We start from the raw sequence: 23,384 nt of genomic DNA, 5'->3' as shown, positions 1-23,384 counted from the left end.
GCCGCGCATGGCGGCCCGGTTCAGACCTGGAATCAGGCGAAAGTCTTGGCGAAACCGTCCAGAGCAGACTTCAGCTGCGCGCGGAATTCGTCGTTCAGCTCGCGCTTGTCGCGGATGCCGTCGAGAAGCGCCTTGTGCTCGGTCCGCAGCACGGCCAGCAGGCCCGCCTCGAAGGCGCCGACCTTGTTGACCGGGATGGCGTCGAGGTAGCCGTTCACGCCGGCGAAGATCACCGCGACCTGCTCCTCGACCTTCAGCGGCGAGAACTGCTGCTGCTTCAGGAGCTCGGTGAGGCGAGCGCCGCGGTTGAGCAGACGCTGGGTGGTGGCGTCGAGGTCAGAGCCGAACTGCGCGAACGCCGCCATTTCGCGGTACTGCGACAGCTCGCCCTTGATCGGGCCGGCGACCTGCTTCATCGCCTTGATCTGCGCGGCGGAGCCGACGCGCGACACCGACAGACCGACGTTCACCGCCGGGCGGATGCCCTGGTAGAACAGATCCGTCTCGAGGAAGATCTGGCCGTCGGTGATCGAGATCACGTTGGTCGGGATGTAGGCCGACACGTCGTTCGCCTGGGTCTCGATGACCGGCAGAGCCGTCAGCGAGCCATTGCCGTTGTCGTCGTTGAGCTTGGCGGCGCGCTCGAGCAGGCGGGAATGCAGGTAGAACACGTCGCCCGGGTAAGCTTCACGGCCCGGCGGACGGCGCAGCAGCAGCGACATCTGGCGGTAGGCGACGGCCTGCTTCGACAGATCGTCATAGACGATCAGGGCGTGCATGCCGTTGTCGCGGAAGAACTCGCCGATGGCGCAGCCGGCGAACGGCGCGAGGTACTGCATCGGGGCCGGGTCGGAAGCGGTCGCCGCGACGATGATCGAGTATTCGAGCGCGCCGCGCTCCTCGAGCACCTTCACGAACTGGGCGACGGTCGAGCGCTTCTGGCCGATAGCGACATAGACGCAGTAGAGCTTCTTCGACTCGTCGCCGGTCTCGTTGACCGACTTCTGGTTCAGGATCGTGTCGAGCGCGATCGCGGTCTTGCCGGTCTGGCGGTCACCGATGATCAGCTCGCGCTGGCCGCGGCCGACGGGGATCATGGCGTCGATCGACTTCAGGCCGGTCTGCATCGGCTCATGCACCGACTTGCGCGGGATGATGCCGGGAGCCTTGACGTCGACGCGGCGACGCTCGGTGTACTCGATCGGGCCCTTGCCGTCGATCGGGTTGCCCAGCGCGTCGACGACGCGGCCGAGCAGGCCCTTGCCGACCGGCACGTCGACGATGGCGTTGGTACGCTTGACCGTGTCGCCTTCGGCGATGTCACGGTCGGAGCCGAAGATCACGACGCCGACATTGTCGGTCTCGAGGTTCAGCGCCATGCCACGGGTACCACCCGGGAACTCGACCATCTCACCGGCCTGGACATTGTCCAGTCCGTAGATGCGGGCGATACCGTCACCGACCGACAGAACCTGTCCGACTTCGGAAACCTGAGCCTCGGAGCCGAAATTCTTGATCTGCTCCTTGAGGATTGCGGAGATTTCAGCGGCGCGGATGTCCATCAGCCGACCTCTTTCATGGCGATCTTGAGTGAATTGAGTTTGGAACGAACCGACGTATCGATCATGCGGCTACCGACCTTGACGACCAGTCCGCCGATCAACGCCGGATCGACATTCGAAGAAAGGGTGACGTCCTTGCCGATCTGGGCCTTGAGCGCTTCCTTGAGCGCCGCGACCTGAGCATCGGACAGCGCCTCGGCGCTCGTCACCTCGGCGGTAACTTCGCCGCGATGCTTGGCAAGCAGCTGGCGGAAGCCAGCGATCATGCCGGGAACGGCGAACAGGCGGCGATTGTTGGCGGCGACCTTGATGAAGTTGCCGACCAGACCGCCGATCCCGGCCTTGGCCAGGATCGCCGACACAGCGCGCAGCTGGTCCTCGGCGGCGAACACCGGGCTCCGAACGAGACGGACGAGATCGTCGCTGTCGTTCAGAAGGGCCAAAAAGCGGGACAGATCGGCATCGACGGCGTCGATCGCGCCGCTCTCGAGGGCCAGATCAAACAGTGCCGTAGCGTAGCGCTCGGCGACCCCTGATACGAGAGTGTTGTCTTCTGCCACCTGATCCTCGCTCTGTGACGCGCCCCCACTTCCGGGCTAATCCGGGAGCTGCACGCAACGCCTTGAACGTATTGAAGATTTTCCCAACGGTTGGACGCCGTCAAAAACGGCATTCCCCGAAGCCGCGCGTTCGTTAGCACAGCATCCGGCGACTCGCAACAAGGCGGGCGCCTTGAATCGTCCAGAAATCCCGGAGCCGCGCCGATCCGCCTCACAGGAAGCTCTGCGGATCGATGTCGACCTGTAGCTTCAGGCTGCCCCGCAGCGGGGGTGAATCGGCCAGCCAATCGCGCAGGAAGCCCTGCAGGTCGACCGCGCGGGGCGCCTGCACCAGCAGGCGGAAGCGGTGCCGCCCGCGCAGCACGGCGAGCGGCGCCTCGGAAGGGCCGAGCACCATCACCGGCCCGCTCTCCGGCGCCGCCCGGCGCAGCGCCATCGCATAGCCATAGGCGCTCGCCCGGTCGGCGGCGGAGACGATGATGCCGGCGAGGCGGCCGAAGGGCGGCAGCACGGCGACGCGGCGCGCCTCGATCTCGCGGGCATAGAAGGCCTCGCGGTCGCCGGAGGCGATCGCGGCAATGACGGGATGCTCCGGCGCGTAGGTCTGCAGCAGCGCGCGGCTGTCGCCGCCGGCGCGGCCGGCGCGGCCCGTCACCTGCGCCAGCAGCTGGAAGGTGCGCTCGGCGGCGCGCGGATCGCCATGGGCGAGGCCGAGATCGGCATCGACGACGCCGACCAGCGCCAGCAGCGGGAAGTTATGGCCCTTGGCGACCAGCTGCGTGCCGATGATGATGTCGGCGCCGCCATTGCGGATTGTGTCGAGCTCCTGTCGCATCCGCTTGACGCCGCCGAGGAGATCGCTCGACAGGATCACGCGGCGGGCGTCCGGAAAATGTTTCTGCACCTCTTCCGCCACGCGCTCGACGCCGGGGCCGCAGGCGACCAGGCTGTCCTCGGCGTCGCAGACCGGGCAGCGGTCCGGCCGGTGCTCGTGATGGCCGCAGTGATGGCAGACCAGTTGTCCGCGAAACCGGTGGTCGACCAGCCAGGTCGAGCAGTTCGGGCACTGGAAGCGATGGCCGCATGAGCGGCAGAGCGTCAGCGGGGCATAGCCGCGCCGGTTGAGGAACAGCAGCGCCTGCCCCTTGGCGCCGATCGTCTCGCCGATCGCCTGGATCAGCGACGGCGCCAGGAATTCGCCGCGCTGCGGCGGATCGATGCGGAGGTCGACCGGCGTGATCTCCGGCAGCTTGGCGGCGGCATAGCGGGCCGACAGCACGATGCGGCGGTAGCGGCCCTGGTCGGCATTGACGCGGCTCTCGATCGACGGCGTCGCCGAGGCGAGCACGACCGGGAAGGCGCCGAGATGGCCGCGCACCACCGCCATGTCGCGGGCGTTGTAGATGACGCCCTCCTCCTGCTTGTAGGCGGTGTCGTGCTCCTCGTCGACGATGACGAGGCCGAGCTTCGAAAAGGGCAGGAACAGCGCCGAGCGGGCGCCGACGACGGCCTGGACCTCGCCCGTGGCGACGCCGCGCCAGACCCGCTCGCGCGCCCTGGGCTGCATCTCGGAGTGCCATTCGGCCGGACGATGGCCGAATCGGCGGGCGAATCGGTCGAGGAAATCGCCGGTCAGCGCGATTTCCGGCAGCAGCACCAGCGCCTGCCGGCCGGCGCGCAGCGTCTCGGCCACGGCCTCGAAATAGACCTCCGTCTTGCCGGAACCGGTGACGCCGTCGATCAGCGACACGGAGAAGGCGTTCGCCGCCACGGCCTCGCGCAGGATCGCCGCCGCGTCGGCCTGGCCGGGATCGAAGGTCGGCCTAGCGTGATCGGGCTCGGGCGGCTCGGTCAAAGCCGGCGGCGGCAGCTCGATCGTCTCCAGCACGCCCTGCTCGACCAGTCCGTTGACCACGCTCGACGAGACCGCCGCGAAGCCGGCGACGGCGCTCCTCGGCATCGGCTCGCCGCCGGCGAGCGCGTCGAGCACGCGCTGGCGCGCCGCCGTCACGCGGTCGGGCAGCTTGCCGGAGAGCTTCAGCGCCGGCACGGCGCGCGGCGGCTCCAGCGCGTCCGGCGCACGCAGCACCATGCGCAGAACCATGCCGCGCTGGGTCAGCGTATAGGCCGCCACCCAGTCGACGAATCGACGCAGCGTGGCGTCGAGCGGCGGCGAATCATAGCGATGCAAAACGGCCCGCAGCCGGTTGTGACCGACCGAGGGATCGACCGGATCGTCCCAGACGGCGCCGATCATCTCGCGGGGGCCCAGCGGCACGCGCACGACATCGCCCGCCGCCAGGTCGAGGCCGGCCGGGACCTTGTAGGTATAGGGTCCGTCCACCGCCAGCGGCAGCAGCACGGACACGGTGCGGCCCAAATCCAATCCGAATCCCCGGAACGACAAAGCGGTCAGGCGTGTTATTGACCCATAGAGAGCCCATCACTCAAGCGAATGTCCCCATGATCCTCGAACATGCCCTTCTGATCGTGAAGCCCGGCCGATTTGCGGCCTTCGAGACGGCGATGGCCGAGGCGGCGCCGCTGATCGCCGCGAGCCCCGGATTTCTCGGCCTGGAGGTAAGGCCGGCGGTCGAGCAGGCCGGAACCTATCTGCTGCTGGTGCGCTGGCAGAGCGTCGCCGACCACGACCCCGGCTTCCGCCGCTCCGACCGCTACCAGCGCTGGAAGGAACTGCTGCACGATTTCTACGAGCCGTTCCCGGACGTGCTGCATTTTTCCGAGCCGCTGCCGCTGTAGCGGAGGCCCTTAACGCGGCATCAACCATGCCGGCGTGAAATGGCCCCATGTCCGCGCCGCCGCTCGTCATCGCCGCCCGCGACACGCTCGATCAGATCGAGGCGTGGGGCGAGCACCTGCGCGGCGAGAAGCGGCTCTCGGCGAAGACGCTGGAAGCCTATTCACGCGACCTCGAGCAGTTCCTCTCGTTCCTGACCACGCATCTCGGCAATCCGCCCACGGTCGCCGACATCGCCGGCCTGCGTACGGCGGATCTGCGCGGCTTCATGGCGACGCGGCGCACGGCCGGCGCCGGCCCGCGCACGCTGGCGCGCGGCCTTGCCGGTATCCGGTCCTTCATCGGTTTCCTGGAGCGCGAGGGCCTCGCGAATGGCGCCGCCTTCCGCGCCATGCGCGCGCCGCGCCAGCCGAAGACCCTGCCCCGCCCACTCACGGCGCTATCGGCGCTTCGCGTCGTCGACGCCGACGAACAGTTGGACGAGGAGCCCTGGGTGGCGGCGCGCAACGCCGCCGTGCTGGCGCTCTGCTACGGCTCTGGCCTGCGCATCTCGGAAGCGCTCGGCATCCGCCGCGCCGACGCGCCGCTCGACGCGAGCGCGACGCTGCGCGTCACCGGCAAGGGCGGCAAGGTTCGGCTCGTGCCGGTGCTGCCGGTCGTGGCGGAGGCGGTATCGGAATATCTCCGCCTCGCGCCGTCGCAGTCGAAGCCGGAAGGCCCGCTCTTCCTCGGCGTTCGCGGCGGCCCGCTCAAGGCGCGGATCATCCAGTTCGCCATGGCGCGGCTGCGTGGCGCGCTCGGCCTTGCCGACAGCGCCACGCCGCATGCGCTGCGGCACTCCTTCGCGACACACCTGCTCGCCAATGGCGGCGATCTGCGCGCCATCCAGGAACTGCTCGGCCACGCCAGCCTGTCGACGACGCAGGTCTATACCGCCGTCGACATGGAGCGCCTGCTTTCCGCCTTCGAAAGCGCGCATCCGCGCTCCGACGGCAATCGGGCCAGCTGATCAGAGCGCGACCAGCTCGAACACCGCCTGGTCGATGACGAAGGAGCCGTCCGCGGCGATCTCGAAATGCTTCCGCACCGGCTCGGCCATCGCTGCCTGCAGGGCGCGGATGGCCGCGACCTGTACTTCCGACGTCCGCATCCGGCCGACCCAGGCGGCGAAATCGAGCGGCAGGCGGCGGCGCGTCACGCCGGTGACGGCAAAGCCGGCCTCGGCTGCGATCGCCACCCATTCGGCGGTCGAATAATCGCGCACATGCGAGGGATCGCGCAGCATTTCGAAGGTCTGCAGGAAGGTGTCCGAGACAGGGCTTTCCGGCGCGATGATGTCGGAAATCACCGCCGTGCCGCCGGCGCGCAGGACGCGCCGCGCCTCGCGGACGCCCTTGCGGACGTCCTGCCAGTGATGCGCCGAATAGCGCGACAGCACCAGATCGAATGACCCGTCCGCGAAGGGCAGCGCCTCGGCCGCGCCCTGCCGGGTCGTCAGATTGGCGACGCTGCGTCGCGTCGCCTCGGCCGTGACGGCGGCCAGCATCTCCGCCGACAGATCATAGGCGACGACGGAGCCGACCACCGGCGCGACGCCGTAGCTGACATGGCCGCCGCCGCAGCCGAGGTCCAGCGCGCGCGCCGCCGGCATCCGGCCGGCGATCGCGACCATCTGGCCGAGATCGTCGCCGGCGGCATGCACGACGCTCGCGACATAGGCGGAGGCCTGCGCGCCGAACTGCTGCACGACCAGCGCCTCGTGGCTGGAGCTCGATGCCGGTTTCACCGGATCTTCGGAAGGGGGTGACGATTGGGACATGATGGCGATCCATGCGGTCGAGCGGTGGGTGGTGTAGATCATCGACCGTCTGGAACGTGATTGCCAGCGCCGATAAACCCGTACCAGATCCAAGTTTATCCTGGTATAAACGCTACCATGATCCCGGAAACCGAGACCGTCCGCCGGCGCGAGCTGGGCGAGTTCGTCCGTGCCCATCGCGAGCGGCTGCAACCGGCCATGTTCGGGCTGGAACCGGGCGCGCGGCGGCGCACGCCGGGACTGCGCCGCGAGGAGTTGGCGCAGCTCTCCGGCGTCGGGGCCACCTGGCTGAGCTGGATCGAGCAGGGCCGCGACATCGCCGTCTCGGCCAATGCGCTGGCGCGGCTTGCGCGGGTGATGCGGTTGACGACGGCCGAACGAGCCTATCTGTTCGATCTCGGCGGCCGGCGCGACCCGCAGGCGGCCGAGGACCACGGCGCGGACGCCCTGCCCGCCGGCCTCGCGGCCACGCTGGAGGCGCTGCCAACGCCGGCCTATGTGCTCGACCGCGCCTGGACGGCGATCGCCTGGAACGCCGCCGCGGCGCGGCTGTTCACCGGCTGGCTCGACGGCGCGCCGGCCGGCGAAAGCGTTTCATGTGAAAACAATCTGCTGCGCTACATCTTCCGCGCGCCGCTGGCGAGGACGATCATCCACGACTGGGAAACGCGCGCGCGCCGCGTCGCGGCGGAGTTCCGCGCCGACTACAGCCGGCATCTCGAATCGCCGGAGATGCGCGCGCTCGTCGAGGAACTGATCCGCGCCAGCGCCTTCTTCGCCGAGGCCTGGGAGGCGCATGCCGTCGTCGATCGCGAGGGCGGCCTGCGCACATTCGACCATCCGCAGGACGGTTTCCTGCGCTACGAGCAGGCGACCTTCCTGCTCGCCCGACATCCCGACATCAAGCTGGTGCTATTGACGCCACTCGCCGCCGACGATCAGGCGGCGACGACGCCGTAGCGGCTCATCGCCTCGATGGTGAGGCCGGTGCCGACCGAGCCGAAGGTGTCGCCGTCGACGACGCGCGCGCCCGGCACGGTGGCGAGAATGGCAGCGTGCACATGGGCGAGCCGGGTCGAGCCGCCGGTCAGGAACACGGCGTCGATGGCGTCCCGCCCGAGGCCCGCGTCGCGCAGGCAGTCGTCGATCCGCGCCGCGATGCGGTCGGCGAGGCCGCGCGTCTTCTCGACCAGCACGCCACGGTCGACGGTCATGGCGAGGCCACCCTCGATCCAGCCGAGCAGCACCGCGACCTGCGGTTCGTCGGAGAGCGCGATCTTCGCCGCCTCGATGTCGATCGCGAGCCGGTGGCCGCCATGCTCCTCGACCACGTGGATCAGCCGCTCGATCAGCTCGGGATGCTTCGCCTCGCGCCGGACCTCGTGCAATTGCTGCATGACGCCGCGCTCGTAGAGCCGGTTGATCGACGACCAGGTCGCGAGGTCGTGATAGTAGCCGGACGGCACCGGCAGGCCCTCGCGCTTCATGCCGCTGCCAAAGCCGAGCAGCGGCATCGCCGTGCCCATGCTGAGGTAGTGGTCGAAATCCGTGCCGCCGACGCGGATACCGTCATTCGCCAGGATATCGTCGAGCCGGTCGGCCTTGTTGCGCCGCGACGGGCCGAGGCGGACGATCGAGAAGTCGGACGTGCCGCCGCCGATATCGGCGATCAGCGCGATCTCCTCGTCGCCGACCTGGCGCTCATAGTCGAGCGCCGCCGCGATCGGCTCGTACTGGAAGGAGATGTGCTTGAAACCGACTTCCTGCGCGATCGCCTCCAGCGCCGCTTCCGCCTTGCGGTCGCCCTCCGGATCGCCATCGACGAAATGCACCGGCCGGCCATGCACCACCGCGTCGATCTCGATTCCCGTCACCGCCTCGGCGCGCCGGCGCGTGATCGAGACGAACTGGGCGATCACGCTGCGAAAGCCGACGCGGCCGCGGCCGACCTGCGTCGCCTCGTCGATCAGCGAACTGCCGAGCACCGATTTCAGGCTGCGCATCAGGCGGCCGCTGGTGCCCTCGACATAGGCGCGGATGGCGGCGCGGCCGACCGTCGGCGGCAGACCGTCCGGCGTGTAGAAGATGGCGCTCGGGATCGTGACGCTCTCGCCTTCCAGCGCGACCAGCATCGGCCCGTCCGCCGACGAAACGCCGAGCGTGGTGTTGGACGTGCCGAAATCGAGGCCGCAGGCTGTCATGATCGAGGACTCCGTGGAAGGGCGGTCTGGTTAAGGGGTCGAGACGCCACGATCAAGCCCGAGGCCTGGAAAAATGCTGCGCTGCGACAAAGATCTTTCACGCTGAAACCAATGTTGATTGGTCTCGCCCGCGATCCTGCCCGATTGACGCAACGTCCGAGGGGCCGATTCGCGGCGTGGATCTAGGGAGTTGGGGAATGCGGAATCTCACCATCGACGAGGCGTTGAACGCCGCCGGCACGGGGGCGTTCCAGCGACGCCTGTTCCTGATCTTCGGTCTCGTCTGGACGGCGGACGCGATGCAGGTGCTGTCGATCGGCTTCACGGCGCCGTCGATCGCCAAGACCTTCGGCCTCAGCCTGCCCGTCGCGCTGCAGACCGGCACGATCTTCTTCGTCGGCATGCTGATCGGCGCCGCCGGCTTCGGTCGCCTCGCCGACCGGATCGGCCGGCGCAACCTGCTGATCATCACCGTGCTGATGGACGCGCTGTTCGGCCTCGCCTCGGCCTTCGCCTCCGATTTCACGATGCTGCTGGTGTTCCGCTTCCTGACCGGCCTCGCCGTCGGCGGCACGCTGCCGGTCGACTACGCCATGATGGCCGAGTTCCTGCCCGCCAACCGGCGCGGCCGCTGGCTGGTCGGTCTCGAGGGCTTCTGGGCTATCGGCACGGTGATCGTGGCGCTCGCCGCCTGGTACGCCGCCGTCAACGAGATGGCCGACGCCTGGCGCTTCATCTTCGTCATCACGGCACTGCCGGCGCTGGTCGGCCTGGCGCTGCGCTTCTGGGTGCCGGAATCGCCCTTCTACCTGCTCCGCACCGGCCGACCGGACGAAGCCAAGAAGGTGCTCGACCAGATCGCCACCACCAATGGCAAGCCCGTCGTCGCCGGCAAGCTCACCGAGACGCGCGAGCCGCGCCTGCCGCTGTCGGCGATCTTCGCCGGCCCCTATGCCCGTCGCTCCTGGCTGATCCTCGCCGCCTGGCTGCTCGTCTCGATCGCCTATTACGGCATCTTCGTCTGGCTGCCGGGCAAGCTGGTCTCGGGCGGCGAGGGCTATGGCTATTTGCGTGGCTACGGCTTCCTGGTGCTGCTGGCGCTGGCGCAGATCCCCGGCTACGCGCTCGCCGCCTGGGGCGTCGAAAGCTGGGGCCGCAAGCCGACGCTGATCGCCTTCCTGCTGCTCTCGGCCGCCGGCTGCTTCCTCTATGCGGTGCTCGCCGACCCGGTCTGGATTGGCGCGGCGATGCTCCTGATGAGCTTCGCGCTGCTCGGCACCTGGGGCGCGCTCTACGCCTTCACGCCGGAGCTCTACCCGACGCCGCTCCGCGCCAGCGGCATGGGCCTCGCCGGCGCCATGGCGCGCCTCGGCGGCCTGCTGGCGCCGACCCTGGTGGGCGCGATCGTCGCCTACTCGTTCAACCTCGCGCTCGGCCTGTTCGCGCTGATCCTGCTGCTCGGCGCGCTCGCCACCGCGGCGATCGACGTCGAGACCAAGCAGAAGCCGCTCACCTGAGACGCTGAAACGAAAAAGGCCGGCGCCACCGAGAGGGGCGCCGGCCTTTTCTTGTCTGCAATGCCGCCGAAGACCGGCGACCGCCGATCTCACATGTGGATCGGCTTGAACCAGGCGGCGAGCGCCGCTTCCTTGATCGATTCCGACATGGTCGGGTGGGCGTGCGTCGAGCGGGCCAGATCCTCGGCCGAGCCGGCGAACTCCATCAGCACCACCGCCTCGTGGATCATCTCGCCGGCGCCCTTGCCGACGATATGCGCGCCGAGCAGGCGGTCGGTGTTGGCATCGGAGAGGATCTTGACGAAGCCGTCCGTCGCCAGCATGGCGCGGGCGCGGCCGTTCGCCGAGAACGGGAACTTGCCGACCTTGTAGGCGATGCCTGCGGCCTTCAGCTCTTCCTCGGTCTTGCCGACGGTGGCGACCTCGGGGCTCGTGTAGACCACGCCAGGAATGGCGTCGTAGTTCACATGGCCCGCCTGGCCGGCGAGGATCTCGGCGACCGCGACGCCCTCGTCCTCGGCCTTGTGCGCCAGCATCGGGCCGGCGATGACGTCGCCGATCGCGTAGATGCCGGGAACGTTGGTCTGGTAATGGCCGTCGACCTTGACGCGCTTGCGCTCGTCGAGCTCGACGCCGGCCGCCTCCAGGCCGAGGCCCTCGGTGAACGGACGACGGCCGATCGCGACCAGAACGACATCCGCCTCGATCGTCTCGGCGGCACCGCCCTTGGCCAGCTCGATGGTCGCCTTCAGCGTCTTGCCGCTGGTGTCGACGGCGGTGACCTTGGTGCCGAGCTTGAAGGCGAAGCCCTGCTTCTCCAGCATGCGCTGGAACTGCTTGGCGACCTCGCCGTCCATGCCGGGCAGGATGCGGTCGAGGAACTCGACCACCGTCACCTCGGCGCCGAGACGGCGCCAGACCGAGCCGAGCTCGAGGCCGATCACGCCGGCACCGACGACGATCAGCTTCGACGGGACCTTGTCCAGCGTCAGCGCGCCGGTCGAGGTGACGATGCGCTTCTCGTCGATCTCGACGCCCGGCAGCGGCGCCGAATCGGAGCCGGTGGCGATGACGATCGCCTTGGTCTCCAGCGTCGCGGTCGAGCCGTCTTCCTTGGTGACGACGACCTTGCCCGGCGCGGCGATCGAGCCGGTGCCGATATGGCCGTCGATCTTGTTCTTCTTGAACAGGTAGGCGACGCCGTCGACGTTCGACTTCACCGTCGCGTCCTTGTGGGCGAGCATGCCCGGCAGATCGAGCTTCGGCTTGGCGACCTTGATGCCGAGCGCATCGAGATGCCCGACTTCCTCGAACATCTCGGAAGCGTGCAGCAGCGCCTTGGACGGAATGCAGCCGATGTTGAGGCAGGTGCCGCCATAGGTGGCCCGTTTCTCGACGACGGCGACCTTCAGGCCGAGTTGCGCCGCCTTGATGGCGCAGACATAGCCACCCGGACCGGAACCGATGACGATGAGATCGTAGGACATGGGGACTCCCGGACGATTTTGGCGTTAGCCAGCGGCGCGTTCAGCGCCAAAAGAAATGGCCGGAGGCGTGGCGGAACGCGCAGGGCGCATCTCCGTGGCTCCGGCCGGCTGGATGGAAAAACGCGCCCGAGCCGGGCGCGTTGTCTTCGCGGATTCCGGCCCCGCCACCATGCGACGACCCGGAGCGCGAAGGCGCGCCGGGACCGCCGGAGGTTGGGGGACGAAAGCCATATCGGTTCCCTTGCGATCAGAGATCGAGGACGAGGCGCTGCGGGTCCTCGAGGCACTCCTTGACGCGCACCAGGAACGTCACGGCTTCCTTGCCGTCGACGATGCGGTGATCGTAGGAGAGCGCCAGGTACATCATCGGGCGGATCTCGATCTTGCCGCCGACGACCATCGGCCGCTCCTGGATCTTGTGCATGCCGAGGATGCCCGACTGCGGCGCGTTCAGGATCGGCGTCGACATCAGCGAACCGTAGATGCCGCCATTGGTGATCGTGAAGGTGCCGCCCTGCATCTCGTCGATCTTGAGCTGGCCGTCGCGGGCGCGCTTGCCGAGACCGGCGATCGTCTTCTCGATACCGGCGAGCGACAGCTGGTCCGCGTCGCGCAGCACCGGCACGACGAGGCCCTTGTCGGTGCCGACGGCGATGCCGATGTTGTAGTAGTTCTTGTAGATCAGGTCGGTGCCGTCGATCTCGGCGTTGACTGCCGGGATTTCCTTCAGCGCCTGGATCACGGCCTTGGTGAAGAAGCTCATGAAGCCGAGCTTCACGCCGTGCTTCTTCTCGAACAGGTCCTTGTACTGGCTGCGCAGCGCCATCACGGCGCCCATGTCGACCTCGTTGAAGGTGGTCAGCATGGCGGCGGTGTTCTGCGCGTCCTTCAGGCGGCGCGCGATCGTCTGGCGCAGCTTGGTCATGCGGACACGCTCTTCGCGCGAGGCGTCGTCGGCCGAGGAAGGCGCGCGGACCTGGACCGGGGCGGCCGGGGCCGGCGCGGTGGCGCCGCCGGCGATCGCGCCGAGCAGGTCGCCCTTGGTGACACGGCCGTCCTTGCCGCTGCCGGCGACGCCGGCGACGTCGACGCCGCTCTCGGCGGCGAGCTTGGCGACGGCCGGGCCGTTGGCGTCAGCGGCCGACTTGGCGGGAGCGGCAGCAGCGGCCGGCGCGGGCGCGGCGGCCTTCGGGGCCTCGGCCTTGGCGGGCGCGGCGGCGGCACCGGCGCCGGCGGCGATCGTGCCGAGCAGGGCACCGACGCCGACCGTGTCGCCATCCTTGGCGGCGATGGCCTCGATCACGCCGGCGGTCGGCGCGGGAACCTCGATGGTGACCTTGTCGGTCTCGAGCTCGACCACCGGCTCATCGGCCGCGACGGCCTCGCCGACTTTCTTGAACCACCGTCCAATCGTCGCCTCGGTCACGGACTCGCCGAGGGTCGGGACGCGGATTTCGGTTGCCATGGCTTGGTCTCTTACCGTTCGAACTTGGGTGGACGTTGTTGATGAGTTGGAGGGGTGGCCGGCGCCCACGGGCGCCGGCTCCGATTCTTAGCCGAGCGCGTCTTCGAGGAAGGCGTTCAACTGGGCGAGATGCTTGGACATCAGACCCGTCGCCGTCGCCGCCGAAGCCGGGCGGCCGGTGTAGCGGGCGCGGGTCGACTTGCCGCCGACCTGACCGAGCACCCACTCCAGATACGGGTCGACATGCGACCAGGAGCCCATGTTCTTCGGCTCTTCCTGGCACCAGACGATCTCGGCGTTCTTGAAGCGCGACAGCTCCTGAACGAGCGCCTTTAGCGGGAACGGATAGAGCTGCTCGACGCGCAGCAGATACACGTCGTTGATGCCGCGCTTCTCGCGCTCCTCGTAGAGGTCGTAATAGACCTTGCCGGTGCAGAGCACGACGCGGCGCATGCGCTCGTCGGCCACCAGCTTGATCGGCTCGTCCTTCAAGAACTCGGCATCGTCCCACAGCAGGCGATGGAACGACGAATCCGGGCCGAGCTGGGCCAGCGTCGACACGGCGCGCTTGTGGCGCAGCAGCGACTTCGGCGTCATCAGGATCAGCGGCTTGCGGATGTCGCGCTTCAGCTGCCGGCGCAGGATGTGGAAGTAGTTCGCCGGCGTCGTGACGTTGGCGACCTGCATGTTGTCTTCGGCGCACATCTGCAGGAAGCGCTCGAGGCGGGCGGAGGAGTGCTCCGGACCCTGGCCCTCATAGCCATGCGGCAGCAGGCAGACGAGGCCCGACATGCGCAGCCACTTGCGCTCGCCCGACGAGATGAACTGGTCGAACACCACCTGGGCGCCGTTGGCGAAGTCGCCGAACTGGGCCTCCCAGAGCGTCAGCGCATTCGGCTCCGACAGCGAGTAGCCGTATTCGAAGCCGAGCACGGCCTCTTCCGAGAGCATCGAATTGATGACCTCGTAGCGGGCCTGGCCCTCGCGGAGATTGTTGAGCGGGATGAAGCGCTCCTCGTTCTCCTGGTCGTAGAGCACCGAATGGCGCTGCGAGAAGGTGCCGCGCTCGCAATCCTGACCCGACAGGCGGATCGGATGGCCTTCATTGGCGAGCGTCGCGAAGGCAAGCGCCTCGGCGGTGGCCCAGTCGATGCCGTTGCCGCTCTCGATCGCCTTCTTGCGGTTGTCGAGGAAGCGCTGGACGGTGCGGTGGACGTGGAAGTCTGCCGGAACGTCTGTCAGCTTGGCGCCGAGCGCCTTCAGCGTATCCATCTCGACGCCGGTCTTGCCGCGACGCGGCTCGTCGTCGGCGGCGGCGGCCTTCAGGCCCGCCCAGGCACCGTCGAGCCAGTCGGCCTTGTTCGGCTTGTAGGACTGGCCGGCCTCGAACTCGACCTCGAGACGCGAACGCCAGGCAGCCTTCGCCGCTTCGACTTCCTCGGCGGTCATCAGACCCTCGGCGATCAGCTTCGACGAGTAGATCTCGACGATCGCCGGATGGCTGCGGATGTTCTTGTACATCAGCGGCTGGGTGAAGCCCGGCTCGTCGCCTTCGTTGTGGCCGAAGCGACGGTAGCAGAACATGTCGATGACGACCGGCTTGTGGAACTTCTGCCGGAACTCGATCGCGATCTTGGCGGCGAAGACGACCGCTTCCGGATCATCGCCGTTCACGTGGAAGATCGGCGCCTCGATCATCTTGGCGACGTCGGACGGATAGGGCGACGAGCGCGAGAAGCGCGGATTCGTCGTGAAGCCGATCTGATTGTTGACGATGAAGTGGATGGAGCCGCCGGTGCGGTGGCCCTTCAGGCCCGACAGGCCGAAGCACTCCGCCACCACGCCCTGGCCGGCGAAAGCCGCGTCGCCATGGATCAGCAGCGGCAGCGTGCCGGTGCGGATGTAGTCCTTGTGCAGGTCCTGCTTGGCGCGCGCCTTGCCGAGCACGACGGGATCGACGATCTCGAGATGCGACGGATTGGCGGTCAGCGAGAGATGGACCTCGTTGCCGTCGAAGACGCGGTCCGAGGAAGCACCGAGATGGTACTTCACGTCGCCGGAACCCTCGACGTCGTCGGGCGCGTAGGAGCCGCCCTTGAACTCGTGGAACAGCGCGCGATGCGACTTGCCCATCACCTGGGTCAGCACGTTCAGGCGACCGCGATGCGCCATGCCGACGACGATCTCGTGCACGCCGAGATTGCCGCCGCGCTTGATGATCTGCTCGAGGGCCGGGATCAGGGCCTCGCCGCCGTCCAGGCCGAAGCGCTTGGTGCCGGTATACTTGACGTCCAGGAACTTCTCGAAGCCTTCCGCCTCGATCAGCTTGTTCAGGATCGCCTTCTTGCCCTCGGGCGTGAAGGTGATGGTCTTGTCCGGCCCCTCGATGCGCTCCTGGATCCAGGCCTTCTCGGCCGGATCGGAGATGTGCATGAACTCGACGCCGAGCGTCGAGCAATAGGTGCGCTTCAGGATCTCCAGCATCTCGGGGATGGTGGCGAATTCGAGCCCGAGAACGTTGTCGATGAAGATCTTGCGGCTGTAGTCGGCCTCGGTGAAGCCGTAGGTCGAGGGATGCAGCTCCTCGTGGTCGCCGATCGTCGCGAGATGCAGCGGGTCGAGGTCGGCATGCAGATGGCCGCGCATGCGATAGGCGCGGATCATCATGATGGCGCGGACGGAGTCGCGCGCCGCCTGCTGCAGGGCGGCCTCGGAGAGGCCGGCACCGGCGGGCTGGCCGCCGGCGGCGGGAACCGCCGCGGCCTTCGCCTTCAGCTTGTCGGTGACGACCTTCTCGATCTGAGACCAGTTGCCGTCGAGGGCCGAGACGAGCTCGCCATTCGCGTGGACGGGCCAGTCGGGACGCTTCCAGGTCGCGCCCCGCGCCTCCGCCACCACGGCCCTCGGATCATCCTTCAGCGCCGAGAAGAACGTCTGCCACTCGGCATCGACCGAGGCGGGATCGTTCTGATAGCGCGCGTACAGATCCTCGATATAGCTGGCGTTGCCGCCATACAGAAAGGATGAGGTTGCAAAGGCCGCGTTGGCTTGCTCGCGTGACATGATGCTGGTTGAGGAGCGCCACGCTCCTCTCTCCCTTATCGCGCGGCCACGCGCCGCGCTCTTGTTGAATAGACCGACATTCCGACAGCCGGAATGTCGGCCTTGCCACTTATCCCTTCAAGACCTCAACCAAGGTCTTTCCAAGGCGCGCCGGCGACGGCGACACCCGGATGCCGGCCGCTTCCATGGCCGCGATCTTGTCCTCGGCGCCGCCCTTGCCGCCCGAGATGATCGCACCGGCATGGCCCATGCGACGGCCCGGAGGGGCGGTACGGCCGGCGATGAAGCCGACCATCGGCTTCTTGCGGCCGCGCTTGGCCTCGTCGGCCAGGAACTGCGCCGCGTCTTCCTCGGCCGAGCCGCCGATCTCGCCGATCATGACGATCGACTTGGTCTCATCATCGGCCAGGAACATTTCCAAAATGTCGATGAACTCGGTGCCCTTGACCGGATCGCCGCCGATGCCGACGGCCGTGGTCTGGCCGAGGCCTTCCTGGGTGGTCTGGAACACGGCCTCGTAGGTCAGCGTGCCGGAGCGCGAGACGATGCCGACCGAGCCCTTCTTGAAGATGTTGGCCGGCATGATGCCGATCTTCGAGGCGTCGGCGGTGACGATGCCAGGGCAGTTCGGGCCGATCAGGCGCGACTTGGAGCCGGAGAGCGAACGCTTGACGCGCACCATGTCGAGGACGGGAATGCCCTCGGTGATGCAGACGATCAGCGGGATCTCGGCGTCGATTGCCTCGCAGATCGCGTCGGCGGCGCCCGGCGGCGGCACGTAGATCACGGAGGCGTCGGCGCCGGTGGCGTCCTTCGCCTCGGCGACGGTGTCGAACACCGGCAGGCCGAGATGGGTCTGGCCGCCCTTGCCGGGCGAGGTGCCGCCGACGACCTTGGTGCCGTAGGCGAGCGCCTGCTCGGAATGGAACGTGCCGTTCTTGCCGGTGAAGCCCTGGGTGATGAGCTTGGTGTTCTTGTCGATCAGGATGGACATCAGACAGCTTCCTTCACGGCCTTGACGATCTTCTGGGCAGCGTCGTCGAGATCGTCGGCGGGGATCACATTCAGGCCGCTCTCGCGGATGATCTGCTTGCCGAGCTCGACATTGGTGCCCTCGAGGCGCACGACCAGCGGGACCTGGAGGCCGACCGCCTTCACTGCGGCGATGACGCCGCGCGCGATGACGTCGCACTTCATGATGCCGCCGAAGATGTTGACGAGGATGCCCTTCACCTTCGGATCGGAGGTGATGATCTTGAACGCCGCCGTCACCTTCTCCTCGGAAGCGCCGCCACCGACGTCGAGGAAGTTGGCCGGGCTCTCGCCGTAGAGCTGGATGATGTCCAGCGTCGCCATGGCGAGGCCGGCGCCGTTGACCATGCAGCCGATCGAGCCGTCGAGCGCGATATAGGCGAGGTCATACTTCGACGCCTCGATCTCCTTGGCGTCTTCCTCGGTCTCGTCGCGCAGCGCCAGCATGGCCGGCTGGCGATAGAGCGAGTTGGAGTCGAACGACACCTTGGCGTCGAGGACCTTGAGATTGCCGTCGGTGGTGACGATCAGAGGATTGACCTCGAGCATCTCCATGTCCTTGGCGACGAAGGCGGTATAGAGCTTCGTCACGACGTCGTTCGCCTGCTTGGCGAGCGCGCCGGAGAGGCCGAGCGCCTTGGCGACGGTCAGGCCGTGATGCGGCATGATGCCGGTCGCCGGATCGACGGAGAAGGACTTGATCTTCTCGGGCGTCGAATGGGCGACTTCCTCGATGTCCATGCCGCCTTCGGTCGAGACGACGAAGGAGATGCGCGAGGTCTCGCGGTCGACGAGGATCGAGAGGTAGAACTCCTTCTCGATATCAGAGCCGTCCTCGATGTAGAGGCGGTTGACCTGCTTGCCCTCGGGGCCCGTCTGGATGGTCACCAGCGTGTTGCCGAGCATCTGGGCCGCGAAGGCCTTGACCTCGTCGATCGACTTGGCGAGGCGGACGCCGCCCTTCTCGCCGGCAGCCGCTTCCTTGAACTTGCCCTTGCCGCGACCGCCGGCATGGATCTGCGACTTGACGACCCAGAGCGGGCCGCCGAGTTCCTTGGCGGCGGCCTCAGCCTCCTCCGGGGTGAAGATGGCGATGCCGCGCGACACGGGGGCGCCGAATTCCTTCAGCACCGCCTTCGCCTGATACTCGTGAATATTCATCGATGACGTTCCGCCTTTTGGGCTGTTGTCTCAGGGGATCAGGCGCCGAGCGCCGGAGCGATCTTGACGCAGGCCTCGACCAGGCCCTCGACCGAGGCGACGGACTTGTCGAGCATCGCCTGCTCGGCCTTGTTCAGCTCGATCTCGATGATGCGCTCGACACCGTTCTCGCCGATGACGATCGGCACGCCGATGTAGCGGCCCTTGATGCCGTACTGACCGTCGAGCAGAGCGGCGGCCGGGAGCACGCGCTTCTTGTCGCGGAGATAGGACTCGGCCATCACGATCGCCGAAGCGGCCGGGGCGTAGAAGGCGGAACCGGTCTTGAGCAGGTTGACCACCTCGGCGCCGCCGTCACGGGTGCGCTGGACGATCTCTTCCAGGCGCTTCTCCTCGATCCAGCCGAGCTTGACCAGATCGGTCAGCGGAATGCCGGCGACGGTGGAGTAGCGGGTGAGCGGGACCATGGTGTCGCCGTGGCCGCCGAGCACGAAGGCGGTGACGTCCTCGACCGAGACCTTGAACTCCTCGGCGAGGAAGTAGCGGAAGCGGGCCGAGTCGAGCACGCCGGCCATGCCGACGACCTTGTTCGCCGGCAGGCCGGAGAACTTCTGCAGCGCCCAGACCATGGCGTCGAGCGGATTGGTGATGCAGATGACGAAGGCGTTCGGGGCATACTTCTTGATGCCGGCGCCGACCTGCTCCATCACCTGAAGATTGATGCCGAGCAGATCATCGCGGCTCATGCCGGGCTTGCGCGGCACGCCGGCCGTGACGATCACGACGTCGGCGTCCTGGATCGCGGCATAGGAGGACGCGCCCGAGAGATTGGCGTCGAAGCCTTCGACCGGGGCAGCCTCGGCGATGTCGAGCGCCTTGCCCTGGGGAACGCCGTCGGCGATGTCGAAGAGGACGATGTCGCCCAGTTCCTTGAGGCCGGCGAGAAGGGCGAGCGTGCCGCCGATCTGACCGGAACCGATCAAAGCAATCTTGGCTCGAGCCATGTGCGAGGTCTCCCGATGGAGGTTTACCTAAACGTAATGCGACAGTTTGACTCTGTCGGAACGCCGGTGGTCTAACCCCATTGCTCGGCAGGTGCAAGTCGTCGCAACACCTTACGTGGCGGCAATCCGCCAATTCGCGCAGCAGCTTACGTAAGCGTCATGTCTCGACGATGAACCCGTGATGCGGCTTGGCGCGATATTCTTCCGACCGCATTTCGGTGAGCCGCGACGCCGTGCGCGCGAATTCGAACATCTCGAGGCCGCCCTCGGCCGAATAGAGTCGGTCCGGCTCGGCATCCGCCGACACGACGATCTTCACCGCGCCGTCATAGAGAGCGTCGATCAGTGTGATGAAACGCTTGGCTTCGTTGCGCTTCGCCTCGCCCATCACCGGGATGTGATCGATCAGGACCGTATGGAAGGCGTGCGCGATGGCGAGGTAGTCGCTGGCGCCGAGCGGCCGGGCGCAGAGGTCGTCGAAACTGAAGCGGGCGACCCCGTCCACCGCCTGCGGCACGACGACGTCGCGGCCAAGCACCTCCAGGGTCGTCGCGTCGCCATGTAACGTTGACGTAAGCTGGAGCCATGCTGCATCCATCGCGGCGTCCGAATCGGGGCCGAGCGGCGTCAGATAGATCGGCGCGCCCGCCGTCTTCTCATGCCGGTAGTCGGTCCGCGCGGCGAGCCGCACCACCTCGACCCGTGCCTTCAGAAGCTCGATGAAGGGCATGAACAGCGCGCGATTAAGCCCACCTGCATAGAGATCGTCCGGCGCGACGTTGGAGGTCGCGACCAAGACGACACCGCGGGCGAACAGCCGCGTGAACAGCCGGCCGAGGATCATCGCATCGGCGATGTTCGTGACGGTGAACTCGTCGAAGCAGAGGAGCTGCGTCTCCTCGGCGATCTGGTCGGCGACGGGGGGAATGGGGTCCTCGCCCGACACCGACCCCGCCTTGATCGCCTCGCGCATCTTGAAGATGCGGGCGTGCACGTCGGCCATGAAGTCGTTGAAATGGGCCCGGCGCTTGCGCTGCGGCGCGGCGCCCTCGAAGAACAGGTCCATCAGCATGGTCTTGCCCCGGCCGACATCGCCATGGATGTAGAGGCCCCGGACTTCTGGCGTCGCCGCCTCGCGCTTGCCGAACAGCCAGCCGAGCGCGCTCGACTTGCGAGCGAGCCGCCGCTCGGCGAGCCGAGCGTTCAGCGCGTCGAGCCTGGCGACCAGCGCGCGCTGCTCCGGATCGTCCTCGATCTCGCCGTTCGCGACACGCTCGCGATAGGCATCCGCGACGCGCGCAACCTCCGGCAGGCCCTGACTCAACCGTCTTACCTCCGCAACCGCGCCCGCGCGGCCGCCCTGTCAGCGATAGAAGGAAATGGCCCCGCCGGAATTGAGCTGGCCGTTGAACTGCGTCTTGCCCGAGGCCGCGAGGCTGGCGACCGAGACGCCGTTGGCGCCGGCCAGCACGACCTGCGAGCCCGAAAGGCTCCAGGCCGAGATCGACTTCAGCGTCGGCGACTGGCAGCCGCGCGTCGAGGCGCGGTAACCGCCCGTCCAGCTCGTCAGCGTCATGAACAGCTGGCAGCTTTCACCGCCGGACTGCAGCGTCCAGCCTCCGAGGAGATCGGTACGCCCGATCTCGGCGCCGGAGGCCGTCGAGACCGGCGGCGGCGCGGCCGGCGCGCCGGTGCCCGGCAGCGGCTCGGCGCCCGGCAGGGTTCCGGCCGCGGTCTGCGGCGGCATCTGGGCATTGGGATCCATCGGCGGCGGCGGCAGCGCGCTCGACGTCACCGGCGCGCTTGCGACCGGCGGCAGCGTGTCATTCTCGACCGGCTTCGAGGATCGCTCCATCGGGCCGAGGCCGATCGCCCCGAACGAGCCGCAACCGCTCAAGGCGGCCGCCAGGGTGGCGACCAGGCCGATCGGCGCGAGACGGCGGGACATGAGCTTCTCCATCATCGAAATCCAGGGTGCCGGGCGAGGCTACGGGTACAATCGAGCCGCTTTGAGGCAATCGGGTGATCGCGCAACCACCCGCGCGACACGACGTCGACGCGCGCCACGCGCGCGTTCCGGCGGTCCGAGCTGGATGAATGATGGGAATTCACACGAAAGTCCGCAGCCTGTCTTGCTTTGCGCAATACGGCATATCGCCGGCAACAACAAGGTCGGTTCGGCAACAGCGGCGGGAGAAACACCCGGCCGGCCGCGTCGCGTCAGCCCGGACGATGGCAGCAGGCCTCGATGTTGTGGCCGTCGGGATCGAGAACGAAGGCGCCGTAGTAGTCGGGATGATAATGCGCGCGAAGTCCAGGTGGACCATTGTCCATGCCGCCGGCGGCGATCGCGGCGGCATGGAACTCATCAACGGCGGCGCGGCTCGCCGCGACGAAGGCGAGATGCACATGCGGCACGGTGCGCGGACCCTGGCTGAGCCAGAATTCGGGCTTGGCGCTGCCATAGCCGACGACGTCGCCGCGCTGGGTCACGGCGGCGGGAATGCGCATGAGTTCGCGGATGCCGAGCGGCGCCAGGGCGACGTCATAGAAGCGGGTCGCCCGCGCGAGATCGCTGACGGTGATGCCGACGTGATCGAAAATGCCCATTCTTGCCCCCTGCCCCGGCCGGTGCGCCCACGGATCAAGCCACCCTGCCGCGAACGCCGCGGCAGGGCAACCGGGTTTCGCCGGTCAGGGCGTCTCGGGCTCGATGTCGAGGGCGAGTCCGAGCTCCGCCGCCTTCTGGCGGACTTCATTCTCCGGCCGATGCATCGCCGTAGCGATGATGTCGGCCGGCACGTGCTCGACGGCCAGTTCGCGCAACCTGTCGATGGCCTCGATCGTCCAGGTCGCCTCGAGATCCTGCTTGATGGTCATGATCGTCTGCCTCCGAAAACACGATCGGTCAGGGCAAACGAAAACGGCGCGGAAGGGTTCCGCGCCGTCTTGCTGAAAGAAAGGGCAGTGCCGATCAGACGCGGCGCTCGACCATCATCTTCTTGATCTCGGCGATCGCCTTCGCCGGATTCAGGCCCTTCGGGCAGGTCTGGGCGCAGTTCATGATGGTGTGGCAGCGATAGAGGCGGAACGGATCCTCGAGATTGTCGAGCCGTTCGCCGGTCGCCTCGTCGCGGCTGTCGATCAGCCAGCGATAGGCCTGCAGCAGCACGGCCGGGCCGAGATAGCGATCGCCGTTCCACCAGTAGCTCGGGCACGAGGTCGAGCAGCAGGCGCAGAGGATGCACTCATACAGGCCGTCGAGCTTCTCGCGGTCGGCATGGCTCTGCAGCCATTCCTTCTGCGGCTCCGGCGTCACCGTCTTCAGCCAGGGCTCGATCGAGCGGTGCTGGGCGTAGAAGTTGGAGAGGTCCGGAACCAGGTCCTTCACCACTTCCATGTGCGGCAGCGGGTAGATCGCCACCGGACCCTTCACCTCGTCGATGCCCTTGGTGCAGGCCAGCGTGTTGGAGCCGTCGATGTTCATCGCGCAGGAGCCGCAGATGCCTTCGCGGCAGGAACGGCGGAAGGTCAGCGTCGGATCGATCTCGTTCTTGATCTTGATCAGCGCGTCGAGGACCATCGGACCGCAATCGTCGAGGTCGACATAGTAGGTGTCGACATGCGGGTTCTTGCCGTCGTCCGGGCTCCAGCGATAGACGCGGAACTCGCGCACGTTGTTGGCGCCGGCCGGGCGATCCCAGACCTTGCCTTCGGTGATCTTCGAGTTCTTCGGGAGGGTCAGCTGGACCATA

The 23,384-nt window shown here is 67.5% G+C and carries 20 protein-coding genes; 4 read left to right on the top strand and 16 right to left on the bottom strand.

Annotated elements, in window-relative coordinates; genetic code table 11:
- Nucleotides 1–32: 32 nt before the first annotated feature.
- The 3 genes from atpA to G539_RS0109290 all read right to left on the bottom strand — a co-directional run bounded on the left by atpA (nt 33) and on the right by G539_RS0109290 (nt 4,502).
- A complete protein-coding gene (gene atpA, locus G539_RS0109300) occupies nt 33–1,562 on the bottom strand; it encodes a F0F1 ATP synthase subunit alpha (protein WP_029074956.1) in 1,530 nt (509 codons plus the stop codon).
- Nucleotides 1,562–2,122, bottom strand: a complete 561-nt coding sequence (locus G539_RS0109295) for a F0F1 ATP synthase subunit delta (RefSeq protein ID WP_029074955.1) — start codon at nt 2,120–2,122, stop codon at nt 1,562–1,564. The genes atpA and G539_RS0109295 overlap by 1 nt, the downstream gene beginning before the upstream one ends.
- A gap of 211 nt (nt 2,123–2,333) precedes the next feature.
- On the bottom strand, nt 2,334–4,502 hold the full coding sequence (locus tag G539_RS0109290; protein WP_029074954.1) for a primosomal protein N': 2,169 nt from the start codon (nt 4,500–4,502) through the stop codon (nt 2,334–2,336).
- A gap of 83 nt (nt 4,503–4,585) precedes the next feature.
- Between G539_RS0109290 and G539_RS0109285 the strand changes: the two genes are divergently transcribed.
- On the top strand, nt 4,586–4,882 hold the full coding sequence (locus G539_RS0109285) for an antibiotic biosynthesis monooxygenase family protein (protein ID WP_029074953.1): 297 nt from the start codon (nt 4,586–4,588) through the stop codon (nt 4,880–4,882).
- A 47-nt stretch (nt 4,883–4,929) separates the two neighbouring features.
- Nucleotides 4,930–5,889 (top strand): tyrosine recombinase XerC, encoded by a 960-nt coding sequence (locus G539_RS0109280; RefSeq protein WP_051231244.1) that lies wholly within the window; start codon nt 4,930–4,932, stop codon nt 5,887–5,889.
- Here the strand turns inward: G539_RS0109280 and G539_RS0109275 are convergent, their stop codons facing one another.
- Nucleotides 5,890–6,699, bottom strand: coding sequence for a class I SAM-dependent methyltransferase (locus G539_RS0109275; protein WP_051231313.1), 810 nt, complete (start codon nt 6,697–6,699; stop codon nt 5,890–5,892).
- 117 nt (nt 6,700–6,816) lie between these two features.
- Here G539_RS0109275 and G539_RS0109270 point away from each other — a divergent pair, with 117 nt between their 5' ends.
- Nucleotides 6,817–7,659, top strand: a complete 843-nt coding sequence (locus G539_RS0109270; protein ID WP_029074950.1) for a helix-turn-helix transcriptional regulator — start codon at nt 6,817–6,819, stop codon at nt 7,657–7,659.
- On the opposite strand, the gene G539_RS0109265 is transcribed toward G539_RS0109270, so the two are convergent.
- Nucleotides 7,638–8,900, bottom strand: coding sequence for an Hsp70 family protein (locus G539_RS0109265; protein WP_029074949.1), 1,263 nt, complete (start codon nt 8,898–8,900; stop codon nt 7,638–7,640). The genes G539_RS0109270 and G539_RS0109265 overlap by 22 nt on opposite strands.
- A gap of 197 nt (nt 8,901–9,097) precedes the next feature.
- Between G539_RS0109265 and G539_RS0109260 the strand changes: the two genes are divergently transcribed.
- A complete protein-coding gene (locus G539_RS0109260) occupies nt 9,098–10,417 on the top strand; it encodes an MFS transporter (RefSeq protein WP_029074948.1) in 1,320 nt (439 codons plus the stop codon).
- Between the two features lie 89 nt (nt 10,418–10,506).
- Here G539_RS0109260 and lpdA read toward each other — a convergent pair whose 3' ends face one another.
- The 11 genes from lpdA to G539_RS0109205 all read right to left on the bottom strand — a co-directional run bounded on the left by lpdA (nt 10,507) and on the right by G539_RS0109205 (nt 23,383).
- Entirely contained in the window at nt 10,507–11,904 is a 1,398-nt protein-coding gene (gene lpdA, locus G539_RS0109255) for a dihydrolipoyl dehydrogenase (protein ID WP_029074947.1), read from the bottom strand.
- 247 nt (nt 11,905–12,151) lie between these two features.
- Nucleotides 12,152–13,369, bottom strand: a complete 1,218-nt coding sequence (gene odhB / locus G539_RS0109250) for a 2-oxoglutarate dehydrogenase complex dihydrolipoyllysine-residue succinyltransferase (protein ID WP_029074946.1) — start codon at nt 13,367–13,369, stop codon at nt 12,152–12,154.
- Between the two features lie 87 nt (nt 13,370–13,456).
- Nucleotides 13,457–16,432 carry a 2-oxoglutarate dehydrogenase E1 component gene (locus tag G539_RS0109245; protein ID WP_029074945.1) on the bottom strand — a complete coding sequence of 992 codons (2,976 nt, stop codon included), beginning with the start codon at nt 16,430–16,432 and terminating at the stop codon, nt 13,457–13,459.
- 109 nt (nt 16,433–16,541) lie between these two features.
- Entirely contained in the window at nt 16,542–17,426 is an 885-nt protein-coding gene (gene sucD, locus G539_RS0109240; protein WP_029074944.1) for a succinate--CoA ligase subunit alpha, read from the bottom strand.
- Nucleotides 17,426–18,625 carry an ADP-forming succinate--CoA ligase subunit beta gene (sucC, locus tag G539_RS0109235; RefSeq protein ID WP_029074943.1) on the bottom strand — a complete coding sequence of 400 codons (1,200 nt, stop codon included), beginning with the start codon at nt 18,623–18,625 and terminating at the stop codon, nt 17,426–17,428. Before sucC ends, sucD begins: the two co-directional genes overlap by 1 nt.
- Before the next feature lie 38 nt (nt 18,626–18,663).
- Nucleotides 18,664–19,629, bottom strand: coding sequence for a malate dehydrogenase (gene mdh, locus G539_RS0109230; RefSeq protein WP_029074942.1), 966 nt, complete (start codon nt 19,627–19,629; stop codon nt 18,664–18,666).
- A gap of 157 nt (nt 19,630–19,786) precedes the next feature.
- The gene (gene zapE, locus G539_RS0109225; protein ID WP_029074941.1) at nt 19,787–20,953 is read right to left on the bottom strand and encodes a cell division protein ZapE; all 1,167 of its coding nucleotides are present in this window, start codon (nt 20,951–20,953) and stop codon (nt 19,787–19,789) included.
- 39 nt (nt 20,954–20,992) lie between these two features.
- Complete coding sequence (locus tag G539_RS0109220) at nt 20,993–21,577, bottom strand: AprI/Inh family metalloprotease inhibitor (protein WP_035831027.1); 585 nt, start codon at nt 21,575–21,577, stop codon at nt 20,993–20,995.
- 272 nt (nt 21,578–21,849) lie between these two features.
- Nucleotides 21,850–22,233, bottom strand: coding sequence for a VOC family protein (locus G539_RS0109215; RefSeq protein ID WP_029074939.1), 384 nt, complete (start codon nt 22,231–22,233; stop codon nt 21,850–21,852).
- Nucleotides 22,234–22,323: 90 nt separating this feature from the next.
- Entirely contained in the window at nt 22,324–22,509 is a 186-nt protein-coding gene (locus tag G539_RS0109210) for a hypothetical protein (protein ID WP_029074938.1), read from the bottom strand.
- A 94-nt stretch (nt 22,510–22,603) separates the two neighbouring features.
- Nucleotides 22,604–23,383 carry a succinate dehydrogenase iron-sulfur subunit gene (locus G539_RS0109205; RefSeq protein WP_029074937.1) on the bottom strand — a complete coding sequence of 260 codons (780 nt, stop codon included), beginning with the start codon at nt 23,381–23,383 and terminating at the stop codon, nt 22,604–22,606.
- Nucleotide 23,384: the final 1 nt, after the last annotated feature.

The organism is Kaistia adipata DSM 17808 (assembly GCF_000423225.1).
Lineage (GTDB): Bacteria > Pseudomonadota > Alphaproteobacteria > Rhizobiales > Kaistiaceae > Kaistia > Kaistia adipata.
This window is presented reverse-complemented; position numbering and strand designations above follow the sequence as displayed.

What these genes read in the sequence shown, in the direction of transcription:
- mdh (WP_029074942.1), bottom strand. Translation starts at nt 19,629, where the DNA reads ATGGCTCGAGCCAAGATTGCTTTGATCGGTTCCGGTCAGATCGGCGGC.
- sucD (WP_029074944.1), bottom strand. Translation starts at nt 17,426, where the DNA reads ATGTCCATCCTGATCGACAAGAACACCAAGCTCATCACCCAGGGCTTC.
- G539_RS0109260 (WP_029074948.1), top strand. Translation starts at nt 9,098, where the DNA reads ATGCGGAATCTCACCATCGACGAGGCGTTGAACGCCGCCGGCACGGGG.
- G539_RS0109205 (WP_029074937.1), bottom strand. Translation starts at nt 23,383, where the DNA reads ATGGTCCAGCTGACCCTCCCGAAGAACTCGAAGATCACCGAAGGCAAG.
- G539_RS0109280 (WP_051231244.1), top strand. Translation starts at nt 4,930, where the DNA reads ATGTCCGCGCCGCCGCTCGTCATCGCCGCCCGCGACACGCTCGATCAG.
- G539_RS0109265 (WP_029074949.1), bottom strand. Translation starts at nt 8,900, where the DNA reads ATGACAGCCTGCGGCCTCGATTTCGGCACGTCCAACACCACGCTCGGC.
- G539_RS0109275 (WP_051231313.1), bottom strand. Translation starts at nt 6,699, where the DNA reads ATGTCCCAATCGTCACCCCCTTCCGAAGATCCGGTGAAACCGGCATCG.
- lpdA (WP_029074947.1), bottom strand. Translation starts at nt 11,904, where the DNA reads ATGTCCTACGATCTCATCGTCATCGGTTCCGGTCCGGGTGGCTATGTC.
- G539_RS0109270 (WP_029074950.1), top strand. Translation starts at nt 6,817, where the DNA reads ATGATCCCGGAAACCGAGACCGTCCGCCGGCGCGAGCTGGGCGAGTTC.
- sucC (WP_029074943.1), bottom strand. Translation starts at nt 18,625, where the DNA reads ATGAATATTCACGAGTATCAGGCGAAGGCGGTGCTGAAGGAATTCGGC.
- G539_RS0109285 (WP_029074953.1), top strand. Translation starts at nt 4,586, where the DNA reads ATGATCCTCGAACATGCCCTTCTGATCGTGAAGCCCGGCCGATTTGCG.
- G539_RS0109220 (WP_035831027.1), bottom strand. Translation starts at nt 21,577, where the DNA reads ATGTCCCGCCGTCTCGCGCCGATCGGCCTGGTCGCCACCCTGGCGGCC.
- G539_RS0109210 (WP_029074938.1), bottom strand. Translation starts at nt 22,509, where the DNA reads ATGACCATCAAGCAGGATCTCGAGGCGACCTGGACGATCGAGGCCATC.
- odhB (WP_029074946.1), bottom strand. Translation starts at nt 13,369, where the DNA reads ATGGCAACCGAAATCCGCGTCCCGACCCTCGGCGAGTCCGTGACCGAG.
- G539_RS0109245 (WP_029074945.1), bottom strand. Translation starts at nt 16,432, where the DNA reads ATGTCACGCGAGCAAGCCAACGCGGCCTTTGCAACCTCATCCTTTCTG.
- atpA (WP_029074956.1), bottom strand. Translation starts at nt 1,562, where the DNA reads ATGGACATCCGCGCCGCTGAAATCTCCGCAATCCTCAAGGAGCAGATC.